Source organism: Acidobacteriota bacterium, assembly GCA_012517875.1.
Classification (GTDB): domain Bacteria; phylum Acidobacteriota; class JAAYUB01; order JAAYUB01; family JAAYUB01; genus JAAYUB01.
This window is the reverse complement of record JAAYUB010000092.1, coordinates 60803-80224: the sequence shown is the minus strand read 5'-3', so window position 1 is coordinate 80224 and position 19422 is coordinate 60803. Positions and strand designations below refer to the sequence as shown.

14 protein-coding genes are annotated in these 19422 nt (G+C 65.5%); 10 read left to right on the top strand and 4 right to left on the bottom strand.

Annotated elements, in window-relative coordinates:
* Positions 1 to 10: 10 nt before the first annotated feature.
* Complete coding sequence (locus tag GX414_09475; GenBank protein NLI47324.1) at positions 11 to 814, bottom strand: hypothetical protein; 804 nt, start codon at positions 812 to 814, stop codon at positions 11 to 13.
* Positions 815 to 963: 149 nt separating this feature from the next.
* Here GX414_09475 and GX414_09470 point away from each other — a divergent pair, with 149 nt between their 5' ends.
* The 4 genes from GX414_09470 to GX414_09455 all read left to right on the top strand — a co-directional run bounded on the left by GX414_09470 (position 964) and on the right by GX414_09455 (position 6970).
* Positions 964 to 2613, top strand: a complete 1650-nt coding sequence (locus GX414_09470; protein NLI47323.1) for an FHA domain-containing protein — start codon at positions 964 to 966, stop codon at positions 2611 to 2613.
* Between the two features lie 33 nt (positions 2614 to 2646).
* Positions 2647 to 3237, top strand: coding sequence for an FHA domain-containing protein (locus GX414_09465; GenBank protein ID NLI47322.1), 591 nt, complete (start codon positions 2647 to 2649; stop codon positions 3235 to 3237).
* Positions 3238 to 3250: 13 nt separating this feature from the next.
* The gene (locus GX414_09460) at positions 3251 to 5371 is read left to right on the top strand and encodes a protein kinase (protein NLI47321.1); all 2121 of its coding nucleotides are present in this window, start codon (positions 3251 to 3253) and stop codon (positions 5369 to 5371) included.
* A 90-nt stretch (positions 5372 to 5461) separates the two neighbouring features.
* Entirely contained in the window at positions 5462 to 6970 is a 1509-nt protein-coding gene (locus tag GX414_09455) for a hypothetical protein (protein NLI47320.1), read from the top strand.
* Here GX414_09455 and GX414_09450 read toward each other — a convergent pair.
* On the bottom strand, positions 6967 to 8703 hold the full coding sequence (locus GX414_09450) for a hypothetical protein (protein ID NLI47319.1): 1737 nt from the start codon (positions 8701 to 8703) through the stop codon (positions 6967 to 6969). The genes GX414_09455 and GX414_09450 overlap by 4 nt on opposite strands.
* Positions 8704 to 8898: 195 nt before the next feature.
* Between GX414_09450 and GX414_09445 the strand changes: the two genes are divergently transcribed.
* Both GX414_09445 and GX414_09440 read left to right on the top strand, forming a co-directional pair.
* Entirely contained in the window at positions 8899 to 9657 is a 759-nt protein-coding gene (locus GX414_09445) for a hypothetical protein (GenBank protein NLI47318.1), read from the top strand.
* 73 nt (positions 9658 to 9730) lie between these two features.
* Positions 9731 to 11428, top strand: a complete 1698-nt coding sequence (locus GX414_09440; protein ID NLI47317.1) for a glycosyltransferase family 39 protein — start codon at positions 9731 to 9733, stop codon at positions 11426 to 11428.
* Between the two features lie 38 nt (positions 11429 to 11466).
* Here GX414_09440 and GX414_09435 read toward each other — a convergent pair whose 3' ends face one another.
* Together GX414_09435 and fdhD are read right to left on the bottom strand one after the other, a co-directional pair.
* A complete protein-coding gene (locus GX414_09435; GenBank protein NLI47316.1) occupies positions 11467 to 12078 on the bottom strand; it encodes a molybdenum cofactor guanylyltransferase in 612 nt (203 codons plus the stop codon).
* Positions 12075 to 12851 carry a formate dehydrogenase accessory sulfurtransferase FdhD gene (gene fdhD, locus GX414_09430; protein NLI47315.1) on the bottom strand — a complete coding sequence of 259 codons (777 nt, stop codon included), beginning with the start codon at positions 12849 to 12851 and terminating at the stop codon, positions 12075 to 12077. The genes GX414_09435 and fdhD overlap by 4 nt, the downstream gene beginning before the upstream one ends.
* A 234-nt stretch (positions 12852 to 13085) precedes the next feature.
* Here fdhD and GX414_09425 point away from each other — a divergent pair, with 234 nt between their 5' ends.
* The 4 genes from GX414_09425 to GX414_09410 all read left to right on the top strand — a co-directional run bounded on the left by GX414_09425 (position 13086) and on the right by GX414_09410 (position 19409).
* Complete coding sequence (locus tag GX414_09425) at positions 13086 to 14390, top strand: OFA family MFS transporter (GenBank protein ID NLI47314.1); 1305 nt, start codon at positions 13086 to 13088, stop codon at positions 14388 to 14390.
* 61 nt (positions 14391 to 14451) lie between these two features.
* The gene (locus tag GX414_09420) at positions 14452 to 14838 is read left to right on the top strand and encodes a response regulator (protein ID NLI47313.1); all 387 of its coding nucleotides are present in this window, start codon (positions 14452 to 14454) and stop codon (positions 14836 to 14838) included.
* Between the two features lie 21 nt (positions 14839 to 14859).
* A complete protein-coding gene (fdhF, locus tag GX414_09415; GenBank protein NLI47312.1) occupies positions 14860 to 17577 on the top strand; it encodes a formate dehydrogenase subunit alpha in 2718 nt (905 codons plus the stop codon).
* Positions 17574 to 19409 carry an NADH-quinone oxidoreductase subunit NuoF gene (locus GX414_09410; GenBank protein ID NLI47311.1) on the top strand — a complete coding sequence of 612 codons (1836 nt, stop codon included), beginning with the start codon at positions 17574 to 17576 and terminating at the stop codon, positions 19407 to 19409. The genes fdhF and GX414_09410 overlap by 4 nt, the downstream gene beginning before the upstream one ends.
* Positions 19410 to 19422 lie beyond the last annotated feature (13 nt).

The following is a 19422-nucleotide window of genomic DNA, read 5'->3' as shown; positions in this document are numbered from 1 at the left end:
CGGCGGTCGTTCATAGCTCGATGGTTTCCAGCACTTTCTCATTGGAGTTGCCGCCCAGGCAGACGACAGTGCGTTCCGCCATGGTGACGCGCACCCCGACGTGCGAATGGCCGCAGAAGACGTGGGCCACCTGCGGATGCCGGCGGATGACTGCACCAAGCCGGGGGCTGCCCATGAAGGCGTTGCCGAACCGCCAGACCGGATCGGGTTTGCGGACCAGCATTTCGTGAAACGGGATGTGGTGGGTGACAACGACCACCGTGTCCACAGAGTCGGGCAGTCCGGCCAGTTGGCCATCCAGGCGCCGGCAGCAGCAGTCGACGAATTCCGGGTCTGTCAGCGGCCAGCGGATGTAATGCCGGTCCATCCATTGAAACCGTCCGGGTATCCAGCGTTGCCGATACCAGTCTTCGGGGTAGCCCAGCGATTCATCCCGGAACGAATAATCGTACCAGCCCACGTTGCCGACAACGGCCACCGCGCCCTCGATGTACGGGGCGGCGTCCAGGTAGTGCACGCCGTAGCGGGCGCAGACTGCCGGTATGTATTCCTCGTAGAGCTGCAGGGAATCGCCGGAACGTGTCCACAGGTCGTGGTTGCCGGGTGTGTACAGGATCTGCCCGGTGAAAGGAGCGAGCGCCCGGAACGCCTTGTCCAGGTTGTGCTCGGCGAACGAGATCATGTCGCCGGCCAGGACCAGCCGCTGGACGCCCTCCCGGGCCAGACGAGCAAGGAAATCAGACCAGGGGTGGTTCCACCGGTGGATCTGATCCAGGTGCAGGTCGTTCGTCAGGGTGAGTCGGCAGCGCGTCATGGCCGAACGTTTCCGCTTGGGGGCATGCGGCATCTATACCATGCCCGGAATCCGCGCCCAAGCAAAATCGATTGCGGGCCTTTGCGCCTGTGCTACAATGAGATCAAAACGCCGGCAGGCATGCATTCCGGACCGTTTAAGGAGGCCATATGTCTCAGCGCGGGTGCGTTCTCGCCCTTCTGTTGGTGCTGGCTCTCGGGGCGCCGCTGATTGCCGCCGAAGAGCGGGCGCGCGAGAAGAACATACTGACCGTCAAACCGGCCGTGGTCATGGTCTACTCGCGGATTCAGGTCAAGGTGGCGATCCGGACGAATGAAGGCCTGCAGGAGTTCGACCCCATGGACATGAGCGGATCCGGCTCCGGATTCATTGTCAATCCGGACGGCTACATCGTGACCAACGGCCATGTGGTGAAAGAGTACCACAGCAAGGAGAACAACTCGCTCAAGTCGCAAGCACTGGTGCAGATCCTCGCGCAGCACATCTTTCCCGCGCTGGAGCAGCGGAAGGGTGCGCCCCTGACCCAGGAAGAGAAGGTATCGGTCTTCCAGCAGCTTGCGGCCGCGGCGGTGTTTCAGGTGTCCAAGCAACTGTTTGTGTTCCTGTCGAACTGGCAGTACTTCCCCGCCGAGATCAAGCAGTACAGCCCGCCGATCACACCTGTCGCCGGCAAGACCGAGGGAATCTTCAGCTACGAGGAGGAGGAGTCGGGCAAGGATATCGCGGTGCTCAAGATCGAACAGGGCAATCTGCCCACGGTGCCGCTGGGCGACTCCGCTGCAGTTTCGCTCCAGGCAGCGGTGTTCCCCGCCGGCTACCCCGGCGTGGTGAGCCAGCACGATTACCTGAGCCAGTCCTCGATGCTCGAAGCCTCCATCACCTCGGGCCACGTGTCCAGCCTGAAGCTGGACGTGAAGGGCACGCCGGTCATCCAGTTTGACGCGCCGGTCACCTGGGGCAATTCGGGCGGCCCGGTCTTCAACGATACAGGCGAGGTGATCGGTATCGCTACGTTCATCAGCCTGGCCCCCACGGGCGCCCAAAGCGCCATCCCGATCCAAGGCTTCAATTTCGCCGTTCCCATCAACACAGCCAAGGAATTCATCAGTGCCGCCGGCATCCAGTCAAAACGCGGATTGATCGATAGCCTGTGGCAGCAGGCGCTGGATCTCTACTTCGACGAGGATTATGAGGAAGCGATCGTCAAGTGCGATGAGATCCTGCGCCTGATGCCCAACCAGCCGGACGCCAAACGGATCCAGGTCAAATGCCAGGAATGGCTCACCGCCCATCCGCCCACCTTCTTCAGTCGATACGGCACGATACTGGCGATCGTGGGGGGCGGGCTGCTGTTACTGGTGATCGTGGGCGTGGTGGTGATCCTGGCGTCGCGCGGGAAGAAAGCCGCCCCGTCGCCCCCGCGGCCGGCGGCCGGCACCCCGGAGATGCGGGCCACGGTTGTGGATGTCCAATCGCAACGCCAGCAGGTGGGCAGCTTCGGCCGGCTGGTTTGCGAGAAGGGCCCTGGTGCCGGCAAAGTAACGGAGATACCGTCCAAGGGCTTGATCTTCGGCCGCGACCCATCCCAATGCACGGTGGTCATTCCGGACGACCACGTGTCCAAGGTGCATGCGCTGCTCACTCCGAGCCCCAAAGGTCTCCTGCTGGAGGACCGGGGATCGACGAACGGGACTTTCATCAACGACATCAACTCGCCGCGGGTTCAGCAGAATTTCGTCAAAAGCGGCGACCGGATCATTCTGGGAAGCAAACAGGCGGCGATCTTCCGGGTGGAGTGATCCGCGGTTCGGGGGCGGAGCCGGAGTGGAACGATGCTGAAGTTCTGTGCGCACGGACACCCGATGGAGGAGTGGATGACCGAGTGCCCCTACTGCGCCCGAAGCGAGGACGGGGTGCAGAAGCCACTGGGCAGTTCCACTCCCCCTCCGGTGCCGGTCGCCTCACCCACCGAACTGGCTCCCGCTTCACCGTTGCGGGCGACGGTGGTGGACGGTTATACCGCACACTACCGAACGCCTCCGGGTGCGACGGTGGCGGACATCGCGTCCGCTGACGCAATGCCCACGCTGCCGCTCACGCCTCCCCCGGCGCGCCCGTCCGGCGGTCTGCCCCTGCTGGGATGGCTGGTGGTCATGAGCGGAGCCGCCAAGTTTGTGGATGTCCGCCTCGACCGCGAGCAGCTGGTGGTCGGCTCGGGCCATGGCGCCGGCCTGCGGCTTGAGGAGGCAGGGGTGGCTCCGTGCCATGCGCGGGTGGTGAAGGAGCGGGACGGCCTGTACCTGGAAGGGCTGGAGGGGCCCGTGTTTGTCAACAGCGGTACCCAACCGTCCCCTCGCCATCTGCTGGCGGACGAGGATCTGATCCGGATCGGCGGCGTATATCTGAAATTCCGGAGATTGTGATCGGGGGCATCTCATGATCGGTCAAGTCATCGACCACTATAAAATTCTGGAAAAAATTGGCCAGGGCGGCATGGGCACGGTGTACAAGGCGGTGGACATCAACCTGGACCGCATTGTCGCCATCAAGGTGTTGTCAAAAGAGCTGTCGCAGGAAGCCAGCCTGATCCAGCGGTTTCTTGCCGAAGCCAAAACCCAGGCCCAGCTCAACCACCCCAACGTGTGCACCCTCTACAATTTTTTCCGCCACCAGGACCAGTTGTTCATGGTGATGGAGTACGTCGAGGGGATGAACCTGGAGCAGATGATCCGGCAGCGCGGCGCCGTCCCTTTTCACGAGGCCGTGCCGCTGTTCCAGCAGGCCCTGTTCGGCCTGAGCCAGGCCCACCGGATGGGCATCCTGCACCGGGACATCAAACCGTCGAACATGATCGTGAACCGGCAAGGCATCGTCAAGGTCATGGACTTCGGCATCGCCCGGGTGATGGGCCAGTCGCGCCTGACCCAGACCGGCCTGCAGGTGGGCACCCTGTACTACATGTCGCCCGAGCAGATCCAGGGCAAGGAGACTGATTTTCGGTGCGACATCTACGCGCTGGGCATCACGCTCTTCGAGCTGCTCACCGGCACGGTGCCGTTCCGGGGAAGCACCGATTTCGAGATCATGCAGGCCCACGTGCGCACACCGCCGCCCTCGCCCTCCAAGGTCCTACCGCAGCTGCCCAAGGTGTTCGACCGGACGGTCCTGCACGCCCTGGAGAAGGATCCGCGCACCCGATATCAGACCGTCGAAGAATTTTCGCAGGCGCTCGGCGCGGCGCTGCAGGAGGCCCTCCGCACGGCGCCGCCGCCCCGCGCCACCGCCGCCTATGCCGCCACGGGCGCCGCCCCGGCCCGACCGGCGGGCACGCCCCCGCCGCCGCCGGGCACCCAGGCGTACGCCGCCGGAACACAGGCTTACCCGCCGGGCACCCAGGCGTACCCTGCCGGGACGCAGGCATATCCGGGTGGCACCCAGGCGTATCCGCCGGGCACCCAGGGTGTTCAGATTCCCGGCGCCACCGTGTTTGACTCGCGGCTGGGCACCGGTTTCCCCGCCGCCCGGCCCGATACCAGCAAGAAGAAGGTGCTGATAATCGGAGGTGTTGCCGCTGCCGGATTGATCATCGTGGCTCTGGCGGTCGTGGTGCTGGCGGTGTTACTCAAACCGTCACCCAAGACGCCGACCGCCTCCACCACGGTGGCCGGCGGCAGCTCCGGCGGCACCCAGACTCCGCCCGTGACAACCCCCGCGTCCCTGCCGGCCGCCAGTCCGCCATCGAGCCAGCCGACCGGCACGCTCACGCTGCCCGTGCTTCCCGGCGGCGCGGCGCAGTCGGACAAGGGGCGGAAAGACGCCAAGCCGCAACCGACACCGGTCCCGCCGCCACCGCCGGCGGAGGAGCCGCCCGACTCCGGCAAATGGGCGAACAAAGGCGACCAGCCCGGCTCGGGTGGAGAAACACCCGTGGACGATCCGCTGCAGGCCTTGTCCACCCAGGCCTACCAGGCGTATTCCGCGGGACGGTTCATCGAACCACCCGGGAACAACGTGCTGCAGCTCACCGGGGAGATTCTCCGGCGCGATCCCGGCCACGCGTACGCCCTGCAGTTGCAGCAGGACGCGGTCTCCATGGTCCACAGCCAGATGCAGTCGCAGATCAACTCGGGCGACCTGGCGTCCGCGAAGCGCCTGTGCCGGCTGCTGATGCAGTTTTTCCCCGCCAACAGCGACTACCGCCAACTGATGAGCAACCTGGAGCACGCGGAGCAGCAAGCCGCCGTCGAAAGCCAGGCGCAGACGTTCCTCGTGGGGCACGACCACAGCGGCGACTTCACGCTGTTCTGCATCGGCCATTTATCCATCTATCCTGACCGGGTGGTCTACCGGACCATCCGCTCCATCGACGGCCGCACGGACGACTTCGAAGTGCCGCGCTCGGCCATCAAGGAATTCAAAACCAACCGGCTGCCCATCGGCATGTACCGGGCGTTTCACATCAAGCTCACGAACGGGAACAACTACAACTTTGCCCACATCGATCAGAACGGCAATGACATCGGCCCCGAGGCGGTGGTGGCGGCCTACGGTTACTGATCCGGACACGATCCCGCGGCGGGCGGCTCCGGATGACGCGCCGGCGTCGCGCGGCCGTCGCCGCCAGCCAATACAACCTGAGGCGGAACCATGAAGCGTAGCACCGTATGGACCATTGTCGGCTGGCTCCTCCTGGCGGCGGCCCTGCTGGCGGCCCAGGTCCAGGCCGCCGACTGCACCATGGTGGGCGCCACCGGGCGCGCCACCCGCGACGGCGTGACCATCCTGGGCAAAAACCGTGATTACCCCGTCGACTCCGGCCAGATCCTCCACTTTCAGCCGGACGGTGAACACCCCGCTGGTGCCACGCTGGCGACGCAGTTCATCACCATCGACGCCGCCCGCCAGACCTGGCAGCTGCTCGGCTTCAAATCCATGGATGAACGGAGTCGGAACGACCGGCTGTGGCGCTGGGGCGTGGGGATGGGCATGAACCGGCACCAGGTGAGCGTGGCCAACAACGACGGCAACACCTGGGACACCTTCGACGGGCCGGCCCTCCACGACAACGACATCACCCGCCTGATCCTGGAGCGCTGCCGCACCGCCCGGGAAGCGGTGGACCTGGTGGATGCGCTCATCGCCAGCCATCACAGCCGGGTGCCCGAGATCTACACCGTCGCCGACCCCACTGAGATCTGGATCATCGAGACCACCGGCAACCGCTGGGCGGCCGTCCGGGTGACCGACGGTGTCTGTGTGCGGGCCAACCGGTTCGAAATCACCGACCCCGACCTGCCCGACGATTCAGACCGGTTCCATTTGCGCCGCCGCGAGCTCATGGAACATGCCCGAGCCCAGGGACAGTACCGCGAGGAGAACGGGCGATTCAGTTTCCGGTTGTCATACAGCAAGGATTATCACGGCCCGGACAACACCCACTACAACGAGATGCGCTATCGCCGGGGCATGGAGCGGATGCGGCGGATCGAAGGCCGGATCACGGTGGAGGGGATTGCCGCCGTGCTCCGGGACCATTTCGAGGCCTGGACCTTCCGGACCGACGACGGTCGCTCCATCCGGCCGCACACGCCAGGCGTCGATCCGCACTGTTCTCTGCCCGGCTCCCTGCTGGAGGGGGTTCCGGTGCGCACCATCTGCTACGGCGGTACCGTGGGCTCGATGATCGCCGTTTCCGAGCCCGGCGTGGCCGACAGCCTGGGCGGCACCCTGTGGGCGTGCCTGCACGTGCCATGTCTCAACGCGTATGTTCCGTTCTTCCCGGCGCTGGACCTCCGGCTCCCGGCGGAACTGACCCGCGCGGGGAGCGCCTATGAAAAGGAGTCGCTGTGGTGGCGGCTGGCGGCGGTGTCGCGGAACCTGGAAGCCCGCTGGGGCGAGTCGGACGAGGTGATCCGGCGGATCCGCGCCCACTGGGCCGGGCTGGAGCGGAAGGAGTTGAAGGAGTGGCGGGAGGTCCGCCGCCGCGCCGCCGAGCTGGTGCGGCGAGGGCGGGCAGACAAAGCCCGCCGGCTGCTGGACGAGTTCAGCGCCCGGTGTGTGCAGCGCCTCAGCCAGGGGGCGGATCAGGTGGCGCGCTGGGTGCCCGGCTATGATCCCGCGGCGCAGCCGCCGGCGTTTTTCCAACGGCGGTACTAATCGGCTGACCCGGTACCGGCGGTCGCCGCGTGCGCCGGGAAGGCGAGCACCAGCATCCGGCCGTCGGTGACCAGATCGTCCCCGGTGGCGTTCTTGGCGGTGCGCGGGAAGTCCGGCCGGTCCAGCCAGCAGACGCCCCGGGGCAGCCCCGTGAACATGAGGTCGGCGGCGATCTTGTCCCGTTCCCGGTCGATATGGGAATCGATCCGGTGGTACCAGGACAGTCCGGCTTTCTCCGCGCCGATGCCCACATCGTGTGTGGCGGCGGCCAGCCAGGCGGTCTCGCCGCCGACGGGCTCAGACAGCCGCCAGATCCGGACATGATGTCGCTTGGCGAAGGTGTTGAGTTGCTTCTGGAACACCAGGTCCGGCGGCCGATCCCCCATCAGGAAAGTGGACACCGGCGCCGTCGCGTAGCCCTTCTGCTGCAGGACGGCCAGGAACGTTTTGGCGCCGTAGACCATGCCCGTCTTCTCCGCCGGGGTCCAACCCGCGGCTTCAAATCCCTGCCGCAGTTGCGCGGCGGTTCCGAGCAGCACGATGTTGACACAGTCGCCGGGCCGGCCGTCGGCGGACTCGGTGCGGCCAGGGCCGCTGCGAAGGTGTGCGGCAGTCGCCTCGTCGAGGGTCAGTTCCGGCCACGGCGTTACGCCGGCGGGCGGTGCGAACCGGCAGGGGAGCTGCACCTGGACGGTGAGCTCGGTGCCGGCCGGGTAGTCGATCTCGCGGTGGTAGGTCAGGCCGAAGGCGTACATGGCGCTGTCGAATGCGTAACCCACCGCCGGGTACAGCTTGCCGAGCATGTGGAACCCCATGGAGATCCGGCTGGCGGTGTTGTGCGGGTAGGCGATGCCGATGATCAGCCCGTCGCGGACCGTCTCGCGCGCGTTGTCCACCGACTGCAGCCGGGTTGTCAGGCACAGGTGGGAACCGTTCGGCAGGATCACGTCGCACAGGTCCAGCATGAGGTTGGCCCGGTCATAGGCATTGCGGCATTTTTGGGTGCGCAGCACGGTTCCGCGGATGCGGGTCCCGGCGCCGAACACGGCCCGGCCGTTCACCGTCACCGGCGCGCAGATGACGCCCTCGACGAGCTCGCCGGCGCGGGACCGGGCGCTGCCGACGGCGGAGGTCAGCCGGATGTCCAGGCTGGTCCCGATGGGGATACCGGCCTCCAGCAAGGCGCGCAGCCGGTCCATGTCGCCGGCGGTGCTGGCGGTCTCAAGTTGCGCCACCTGTTCCGCCAGTCGGTGGGCGACCGTGTTGACTTCACGGCCTTCCGCCCCGTTTTCCAGCAGCAGGTCCTGGATGGTCTCGTACGGCGCGAATCCCTCGTAATCCAGCGGCACGTTTCCGAACACGTCCCGGCAGTTGGGGTCCGCGCCATGGCGCAGCAGATGTTCCAGGACCTCGATGCCGCGCTCCTGCTCGGCCCGGCGGGTGGCGGTGCTTGCGGTGATCACCGCCCAGTGCAGGATGTTGCGGCCCAGGTCGTCCCGCTCGTCGACCGCGGCGCCATGGTCCAGGAGGGAATCCGCGCGGTTCAGACGGTGCTTCACATCCGCCGGCTTGGTCGAACGGGCGGCGGCGGTCAGCTCAGCGAGCACCGACGTGGGCGGAGGCAGGGCGTCCCTGCCGGCGGCGGCGGGCGCCAGAGCCAGTCCCAGCCAGAGACCGGTGACCAGCGTCCCGCGGCGCGACAGGTAACAGGCCGACCAGGTGATGCGTCGCATGATGCAGCCTCCGTGCTGATTGCAGAATCGGTGACAGACCGTCACCGTATTGTAGAAACTGGCACCGTCGAAGGCAAGGGCCGGTCGATCCCCCGGTGGAGTTGCCGCAATCGGCATCGGCAGCCGGCTGGGTTGACCCTTGCCAGCATGGACCGGTGGTGTTATGCTGCGCGCATTCCGCACAGCGAGGTGCATATGGACGGACACCCGGCAAACGTGATGGGTTCATGGTCCCGGTGGGCTGTCGTCGCGCTGATCGTCGCCGCCGGCGCGACCGGCGCCGTGTGCGCCGCCGAGGTCACGGGTGAGGCCGCGGTGGGCTTCTGTTCCCGCTACTTCTGGCGGGGTCAGCTGCTGAGCGAGGGCGTCGTACTGCAGCCGGAGGTGACGGTCGATGTGTCCGGGTGGTATGCCGGCATCTGGTCCAATCTGGAACCCGGGAGCGGCGACTCCAACGAGATCGATTTCAATGTCGGACGTGCGTGGGAGTGGCGGGGCCTCCAGCTGGAAGCCGGGTACATCATGTATTGGATCGCGAATTATCCGTCCACCCAGGAGGTGTTTGTCAGCGTCGGCCACGAGGGGTGGGTGTCGCCCAAGGTGGCGGTCTACTACGATTTCGACGAAGGGGACGGCGCCTTTGTGCAGGGCACCCTGGAACGTGTCTGGACCCTGCCCCGGGACGTAGAGCTGGCGACGGGCGCCAACATGGGCTTCAACATCCGGCACAAGGTCATGGGGTCCGGATCGGATGGCGAGCCATTCACCCAGTTCTACAATTTGGAGCTTTACACTGCCCTGTCGGTCCCCCTGGGCGAGCGGTTCAGCCTGGACGGCCAGATCGCGTATTCGTTCCCGCTGACCACGCAGAGCAAGGAGGCGCTGCGTGGCATCAACTGGGACGGCGAGGCGGATGCCCTGTGGGGAGGGGTGACGCTGAGCTGCAGCTTCTGATCCGCGGCGCATCACGCGGCCGCAACGGGTGGCGGCCTGGCGCCCCGTCGGGACCGTCGCCAGCCAGGCACAGGTGGAGAGAGATATCGTGCACATCGAGGAGATTCTGGGGCGCAAACCCGTCGCGCTGGCCTTGGCGGCCCTGCTGGCGGCCCTCTACCTGATCCACGCAGGCACCTCGAGCATCTGGGATTCCAATGAGGCGTTCTACGTTGAGACGCCCCGCGAGATGATGGAGCACGGCACCCACCTCGTGCCCACCTTCAACTACCAGCCCCGCCTCAACAAGCCGCCGCTGGCTTACTGGCTGGTGATCGTTGCGTACCGCCTGGGCGGCGTGAGCGTGTGGTCGCAGCGGCTGGTCATCGCCGCGTTTGCACTGGCGACGCTGCTGGTGGTTTGGCAGCTGGCATTCCGGCTGACCATGAGTCGGTCCGTCGCCTGGGCCGCCGCCGCCATCACGGCGCTGACCCCCCGGATTTTCGTGATGGGCCGGCGGAGCGTCATCGACATGGTGTTGCTGTTCTGCGTAACGGCCGCGGTGTTCTACCTGCACGCCTATCTGGAGGCGCGGCGTCCCGGCGATCTGATCTGGATGGGTGTCTGCCTCGGCCTGGGGTTCATGGACAAGGGGCCGGTGGCGGTGGCCCTGCCCCTGATCATCGCCGCGGCCTACCTGGTGTGGCGCCGGGAATGGCCGCATGTCCCCTGGGGCGCCGTCGCCTTGGCTGTCGTCGCCTTTGCTCTGATCGTGCTCCCCTGGTACGTCGGCCTGGCCCGCACACTGAGCGTTGACACGATCTACCGCCTGCTGGTGGTGGAAAATTTCGGCCGCTTCACCGTCGAGGATTTCGGGCCGCAGCGGGGACCATTTTATTACCTGCCCATTTTCCTGGCTGATTTCGCGCCATGGAGCCTGCTGTTCGTGGCGGGAGTGGTGGTGTGGCGCCGCCACTGGCCGGAGCTGGACGAACGGGACAAGTCCCGGCTTGTGCTGCTGCTGATCTGGTTCGCCGTGCCGATCCTGTTCTTCAGCCTGTCCAAGAACAAGCAGGAGTACTACATCCTACCCTCCTATCCGGCGGCGGCGATCGCGCTGGCGTGGCTGGGGCATCGCTTGGCCGGAGCCGCCAAACCGCCGGCATGGGTCCCGTGGGTGCTCCGGGGGGTGTTCCTGCTCGGCCTGGGCGTCGTGCTGCTGTCGTACGTGGTGGGCCGGCAGATTCTCGACCGTCACCTGCTGCTCACCATCACTCTGCCGGTCATGGCGGGCCTCATGGTGCTCGGCTGGATCTGGTCGGGCGACCGCCGGTGGCGGGTGGCCCTGGCGCTGCCGCTCGCCGGGGTGTACGTATCCTGTCTGTTCCTGGTGTATGAGGTGGTTCCGGCTCTGGAAAAATTCCGGCAGGTGCCCCAACTGGCCGCGATGATCAACGAACGCGCCCGGCCCGATGATTACGTGGCGTATTTTGACACGGCGCTGCCCTCCCTGTGTTATTACACCCGCCGGCCCATCCTCGAGTTGTTTTATGACGGCGAGATCCACAATTTCTTCCAGCGCCGGCAAACCATTTACTGCCTCATGCGCAAAGACAAGCTGGCGGTGCTTGAGCAGGCGGGCATCCCCCACCGGGTTCTGGCGGAGCGGCCGTTCCTGTCGATCCGGGCCCGTTCGCTGGGAGACATGATCCCCGGCATGTACGCCAACCCGCTGTGCCTGGTGACCAACCAACCGCCGGAAGCCGCCTCCGCCATCCCCGTTCTTCCTTAGACAAGCCGCCTGCACCGCGCTCGGTTGGCGGCCGACGGTCAATCGCCGGTTGCACTCTCCGCGCGGATGCGCAGGGCGCGGCGGTAATCGGCGGGCGTGTTGACGTTGAACAGCACCCGGGCCCAGAACGGGTTGTCGCCCACGTCGATCACGCGGACCGGGAGCGCATCCCAGAAGCTGGTCATCCGGTGCTGCCCCTGTTCAATGGCCCGCTGAATGGCGGGCAGGCAGCTGCGCCGATACACGCCGAACAGGGGATGGGCGCCGTCGGCGGCTCGCAGCACCGTGACCTCCGCGCCGGCGGCCAGCCGCCAGAGGCGCCGGATGGCCTCCGGTCCGACGAACGGCATGTCCGCTGCGACCACCAGGCCGACCGGCTCGGCCATCGCGGCCAAGCCGGCCTGCAATCCGCCCAATGGACCGATTGAGTGTTCCTCGCTGATGAACCGCACCCCGGGAAGCACCGGCCACGGGGTGGCGTCAGGCGGGCCCACGATCCAGGTCGATTTCACGGTGTGGTTCAGGACGGTGATGATGCGCGTCAGCAATGTGCCCCCGTCCCAGGCCAGGGACAGTTTGCTCCGACCCATGCGCCGGCTGCCCCCGCCGGCCAGCACCAGTCCCGCGGCGGGCAACCGCTCGCCGCTCATGACAGGCGGACCCGGTCCGGGTGGGTGTATACGTTGCACCGCTCCGCTCGGGCGAATCCCACCAGGGTGATTCCGTGCGCGGCGGCAATTTGGACCGCGCCGCTGGTTGGCGCCGATCGGGACACCAGCAGCGGAATCCCGGCCCGGATGGATTTGAGAACGATGTCGCTGCTCAGGCGACCGGTGCTCACCAGCATGGCGTCGTCACCGACGGGCCAGTGCGTCCGAAGGGCATGACCAACGACCTTGTCCACCGCATTGTGCCGGCCGATGTCGTCGCAGATCCAGCGGAGATCTCCCGCCTGCCAGAGTCCGGCGGTGTGCACGCAGCCCGTGTCGCGGAACAGGCGCGAACTCCCGATCAGACGGCGCATCGCAGCCAGGATCTCCTGAACCGGATGGGTGGCCGCTGAGCGGAGCACCTGGAAGCAGGCTGACCAGACGGGTGACAGGCGCGAGACGCTCCGGCCACAGCCGGTGGTGAACGTGCGGACGGCTTCCGATGCCTCCAGTCGGGCCGGCTCAGTCAGGGTGACCGAGACGGCGTGCAGGCCCGGATTGATCGTGACCTCCCGGACGACGGCCGGATCGTCGAAGTAGCACTCGCTGAATAGAAACCCGAGCGCCAATTCCTCGAGTTCCGCCGGCAGGGCCATCAGGCTGGCCGCTTCCTTGCCGTTGAGCCAGATGCTCACTCGCGCTTCCGCGACCAGCGCGTCGCGCAGCACCTCGGCGCCCTGGGCGTGATATCGGACGATCTCGTGCTCTTCCAATTGTGCGGACCTCCGCATGACATGAATGGTAGCATCGCCGGCGGGCTGCTGCCAAAAGTGCTTTACATAGACAGTATAATATTACACGAATCCGCTTGTATCTCGGGCGGGAATCTCATAAAATAGCGCGCCTCGAACAACAATGATCTGGCGGAATACCGGAATAATCTCTGCTGTGAGGGAAATAGCTTGAATACAACCGCATCCACACCCAACCGCTGGCTGGTGGCCATCATGGGCACCCTGCTGATGGTCCTTCTTGGCACCGTCTATGCCTGGAGCTTTTTTCAAAAGCCGCTTGTCGCCACCTATAGCTGGAGCAATTCCCAGGTGATGTGGGCGTTCAATCTCGCCATCTGCTTCCTGGGTCTGGCCGCTGCCTGGGGCGGCATCAACCTGGCCAGGTTCGGCCCCACCAAACTGGCTGTCACCGGCGGCATCCTGTTCGGCCTGGGGTACCTGATCGGTGGATTCGCCCTGAGCCAGCACTCTCTGCCGCTGCTGCTGCTGGGCTACGGCGTCATCGGCGGGAGCGGGCTCGGCCTCGGCTACGTGACGCCGGTGGCTACCGCGGCCAAGTGGTTTCCCGACAAGAAAGGGCTGGTGACCGGCATGGTGGTCATGGGCTTCGGCTTCGGCGCCCTGATCATGTCCAAGGTGTTCGCGCCCTTCCTGATGGAGTTAACCGGCGGCAATCTGGTCCAGGTCTTCCTGTACCTGGGCGTGGCGTTCCTGGTGCTGTGCGTGATCTTTGCGGCGTTCCTGAAGAATCCGCCGGCCGGTTTTGTGCCGGCGGGCTACAATCCGCCGGGCGGCGCGGCCAAGGCCGCCGCTGACGCCGCGGCACCCACCGCGCCCCTGTCCCGCTACCTGCTGTCGGCCAAGTTCATCATGATGTGGATTGTCTTCTTCTGCAATATCTGCGCCGGCATCGCCGTGATCTCCCTCCAGTCGCCGCTGATGCAGGACATCGTGGCGAAGGCGGACAGCGCCCTTAACGTCAAGGCACTGGAAGCCGCCGGCGCATCGGCCGAAACCATCGCCGCAGCGGTTGCCTCCCTGGCCGCCGTCGGTGCGACCCTGATCGCCATCAGCTCGCTGTTCAACGGGTTCGGCCGGTTCCTCTGGGGCGGCCTGTCCGACAAGCTGGGCCGAACCAACGTATTCCGTCTGCTGCTGGCCACCCAGATCGTCGCGTTCATCTTCATGGTGTTCACAGGCAATCCGTGGATCTTCGGCATCCTGGTCTGCTACGTCCTGCTGTGCTACGGTGGCGGCTTCGGCACCATGCCCGCCTTCGTCGGGGATGTGTACGGCGCCAAGCTGATGCCCAAAGTCTACGGGGTTATCCTGACCGCCTGGTCCGCCGCCGGCATTGTCGGTCCGCAGATTTTCGCACTCATCAAGGACAAGTTTGCGGAGAATGCGGCCACCTACTCGTTCTACACCGGTGCCGCGTTCCTTGCGGTGGGTCTGGTGTTCTCGTTATTGCTCAACGACAGCAAACTGACGCCCGCTGAAACCCCGAAATCCGTCTGATCATCGCGCGGTGCCGGGCCCCGCGTCCGGCGCTGTTTTTTATCAAGGAGCATGTTGTGTCATGGCGCAAGAAATTCTGATTGTCGACGACGATCCCGATCTGGTTGCTGTGGTCTCGATCGTCCTCAAGGCCGAAGGGTACGAAGTGAGTTCCGCCGGCAACCGCCAGGCGGCCAAGGAGCGAATCCTGCAAAAGCATCCCGATCTGATCTTGCTCGATGTGATGATGGACACCCAGACCGACGGGTTCGACCTCGCCTATGAGCTGCGGGACGATCCGGCCACGCGAGACATTCCCATCGTCATGCTGACGGCGATGGCCCAGTCGCCCGATTACGTGGAAACCTTCCAGCACATCACCGATCGGCCGTGGCCCGTGAACATCTTTCTGGAAAAGCCGATCCCGCCGAAGAAGCTGATCGAAACCGTCCGCAAAATCCTGCAGTAACACCCGCGAAAGGATAAGACCATGCCAACCATCAAGATCACGCTCAACGGTCGGGAGGTGGAGTGCCGGCGCGGGCAGACCATCCTCGACGTGGCGCGGGCGGAGGGGGTGCGCATCCCCACGCTCTGCTACCACCCGCAGATCAGCCGCACGGGCGCCTGCCGGATCTGCCTGGTTCGGGTCAACCAGACGATGTTCAAGACCGCCTGCACCGAACCGGTGGCCGATGGGATGAAAATCGTGACGGCGGATCCGGAGATCACCGCCATGCGCCGGGGGATTCTTGAATTCCTCCTGGCCGAGGGGGATCATAACTGCCTCTACTGCGAGGCGAACGGAGGTTGTGAACTCCAGGCGCTGTGCCACGAGCACGGGCTGGACACGCCGCCGCCGGCGGGGTTGCCCCGCAACGTGCGGTCCCGCGACGTGTCCTCCAGCGAGGGGCTGCGGCGAGAGGAGAACCGCTGCGTGCTCTGCGGCCGCTGCGTCAAGGCCTGTGGTGAAATCCAGATGAACCGGGTGTGGGATTTTGCCGGGCGCGGCAGCCACGCCCACCTGACCACCGGCATCACCGACGTGCTGGGCGAATCCGACTGCGTCCAGTGCGGTCAATGCGTGCAGCTTTGCCCCACCGGCGCGCTGTCGTTCCAGACGGTGCTCGGCCGCGGCCAGGCGTGGGAGTTGACCAGGAGATCCAGCATCTGCATCTATTGCGGCGTCGGCTGCAAGATTGATTTCTTCACCAACAGGGACGGCCAGCTGGTCAAGGCCGAGGGCGCGTTGGACGGCCCCAACGAAGGGCACCTGTGCGTCAAGGGTCGGTTCGGGTTCGACTTCGTCCAGAGCCCCAAGCGCCTGACCCAGCCGCTGGTCCGCAAAGACGGCGAACTGGTCCCCGCCACGTGGGACGAGGCGCTGGACCGCGCCGCCGGAGCATTTGGCCGGATCAAGGCCGAACACGGGCCTGACGCCGTCATGGCCTTCACCTCGGCCAAGTGCACCAACGAGGAAAACTACCTGCTGCAGAAATTCATGCGCGCGGTGATCGGCACCAACAATGTCGATCACTGCGCCCGGCTTTGACACAGCTCCACGGTCGCCGGTCTGGCGGCCACACTGGGCTCGGGAGCCATGACCAACTCCATCCGGGAGATTCCGATCTCGGAGGCGTTCTTCGTCATCGGTTCCAACACCACGGAAAACCACCCCGTCATCGGGGCCATGATCAAGAAGGCGGTCATCCGCGGCAACAAGAAGCTCGTTGTCGCCGATCCCCGCCGGATCGAACTGGCCCGCTATGCCGATGTGTTTCTGCAGATCCGGCCGGGCACCAACATCGCCCTGCTCAATGGCCTGATGCACGTCATCCTGCGCGAGGGGCTGCATGACGCCGAATATGTGAAGGCCCGCTGCGAGGGGTTCGCCGAGCTCGAGGGTGTCCTGCAGAAGTACACCCCCGAGCACGTCGCCGGCATCTGCGGACTGGCGGATCCGGAGCAGATCGTCACCGCCGCCCGCCTGCTGGCGGCGGCCAAGCCAATGGCGGTGTACTACTGCATGGGCATCACCCAGTTCAAGTCCGGCGTCAACGGAGTGAAATCCGTCTCCAACCTCCAGATGCTGCTGGGCAACATTGGCGTGCCGGGCGGCGGCGTCAACCCGCTGCGCGGCCAGAGCAACGTCCAGGGAGCCTGCGACATGGGCGGCCTGCCCAACGTCTTCACCGCCTATCAGCCGGTGACCAATCCCGAAGCGCGGCAGAAGGTGGAACAGGCCTGGGGCGTGAGCGGCCTGCCGGATAAGCCCGGGCTGACGATCGTCGAGTCGATGAATGCGGCCATCGCGGGTCAGGTGCGGGCGCTCTATGTGATGGGTGAAAACCCGGTCCTGTCCGATCCCAACCAGCACCACGTCATCGAAGCGCTGGAGAAGCTCGATTGCCTCGTCGTCCAGGACATCACCCTGACCGAGACGGCTCAGTATGCCGACGTGGTCCTGCCCGGCTATGCCTTCCTCGAAAAGGAGGGCACCGTATCCAACACCGAACGGCGCGTGCAGCTCATGCGCCGGGTTGTCGAACCCGCCGGTGACGCCCGCGAGGACTGGTGGATCATTCAGCAGCTGGCCAACCGACTGGGTGCCGGTTGGAACTATGCGAGCGCCGAGGAGATCTTTGAGGAAATCCGCCGGTTAACCCCGTCGTATGCCGGCATGACGTACGAACGGATTGAAAAGGAATTGCTCCAGTGGCCCTGCCCGACGCCGGGCCATCCGGGCACCCAGTACCTGCACAAGGACCGCTTTACGCGCGGCCTCGGCCTGCTCACGGCCATCGAGTATACGCCACCCGCCGAGGAGGTGGATCCCGAGTACCCGCTGGCGCTGACCACCGGCCGGCTGTTGGAACATTTCCACACCGGCACGATGAGCCGCAATTCCAAAATCCTGAACGAAATTGTGGCTGAGCCATACGTGGAGATCAACCCGCATGACGCCCAGAACCTGGAGCTCGCTGACGGGGAGATCGCTGCTGTCTCCACGCGCCGGGGCAGTATCCGGCTGAAGATCCGGATCAAACCGGAGATCAAACCCGGCGTGGTCTTCATCCCGTTCCACTTTGCCGAGGCGTGCGCCAACGCACTGACCATCGACGCGCTGGATCCCGGCTGCAAGATTCCGGAGTTCAAGGTGTGCGCCTGCAAGGTGGAAAAGGTGTATCCGCTGGGGGGTGGCCAATGAGCATGACGCCTGACATCCGCGAGGTGGTGGCGAAATTCGGTCGCCGGCAGGAGCATCTGATGCTGATCCTGCGGGAGCTGGAGACTCGGTCCGGATGCAACTGTCTCGATCCCGCCACGCTGCGCAAGGTGGCCGAGGAAATGAACCTCCCCGCCAGCGCCATCGCCGGTTTTGTGGATTTTTACACCATGTTCCGGACCGCCCCGCGCGCCCGCTACGTGATCCGGGTCTGCAAGTCGACGCCGTGCCACACGGCCGGCGCCATTGATGTGTTCGAATCGCTGCACAAGCTGCTGGGTATCGGCGATGGCGAAGCCACGCCGGACGGCCTCTTCTACCTGGAGCGGTGCGAGTGTCTGGGGATCTGTTCGGTGGCCCCGGCCATGATGGTCAATTATGACCTGCACGGGAATCTGACTCGGCGGCGGCTGGCCCGGATCATCCGGTCGTACCGGGAGTCGGCGGCGGCCGACGGCCAGGGGTCCGGGCGTGAAACGGCCGCGGCGGCCACGATCATCGATGATCCGCGGCAGACCCGCCGGTTGCTGGCCGATATCGGGCGCGTCAATCCCGCGCGGATCAACAGCTACATCAGACTCGGCGGCTACGCGGCCCTGCGCAAAGCCGTCGCCATGACGCCGGCGGACGTCATCGCCGTGGTCAAGGAGTCAGGGTTGCGCGGCCGTGGCGGCGCCGGCTTCCCCGCCGGCCTGAAATGGTCGTTCGTGGTGAAGGGTTCGATGCAGAAGTTCGTGATCTGCAATGCCGACGAGGGCGAACCCGGCACCTTCAAGGACCGGGTACTGATGGAGGGCAATCCCCACCTGCTGCTGGAGGGCATGGCCATCTGCGGCTTCGCCACCGGCGCCACGATCGGATACATCTATGTCCGCGGCGAATACCGGCGCTCCATCGACACGTTGCAGCACGCGATCGACGAGGCCCGGGCCAAAGGCTGTCTCGGGACGAATCTCTTTGGCACGGCGTTCAGCTTTGATGTCTTCATCAAAGAAGGCGGCGGTGCCTACGTCTGCGGCGAAGAGACCTCGCTGATCAACTCGATGGAAGGGCTGCGCGGCTATCCGCGCTTCAAGCCGCCCTTCCCCGGCCAGGCCGGCTTCCGGAACCTGCCGTCCACGGTCAACAACGTCGAGACGTTGATGTCGGTTCCCCTGATCCTCGACCGGGGCGCCGATTGGTTCAAGGAAGTGGGTCCGGTCTCATGTCCCGGCACGAAGCTGTTCTGCCTGTCCGGCCGGTTGAATCGGACCGGTCTGGTGGAACTGCCCATGGGCGCCACACTGCGCGAGATCATCGACGTGTACGGACAGGGGATCCGCGACGGCCGCCCGTTCAAGTTCGCCCAGGTCGGCGGCAGCTCCGGCGGGATCCTGACCGGCGAGCTGCTGGACCTGCCTCTGGATATCGACACGCCGATGAAGCACGGGGTCACCCTGGGCTCGGGCGTGGTGCTGGTGTGCGACGACACCACCTGTCCGGTGGATTTCCTGCTGCAGACCATGGCCTTCTTTGAGCATGAATCCTGCGGCCAGTGCATCCCCTGCCGGGTGGGCACCGCGCAACTCCACCACCACGCGCGCCGACTGGCGGAGCGGCGGGCGGCGCCGGCGGAACTGGACCAGATGCTGGAAAAGGCCCAACTGATGAAAAAGGCCTCATTCTGTGCGCTGGGCCAGTCGCCGATCGTTCCGCTGACCACCCTGTTGAAGGCGTTTCGCGGCGAGTTTGAAGACCACTGCCGGCCCGGGCATACCTGCCCGGCCTGCGACCGGTCGCTGCACCAGTATTATCGGCCCGGCCGGACTCACTGAGCCGGCTGTCGGC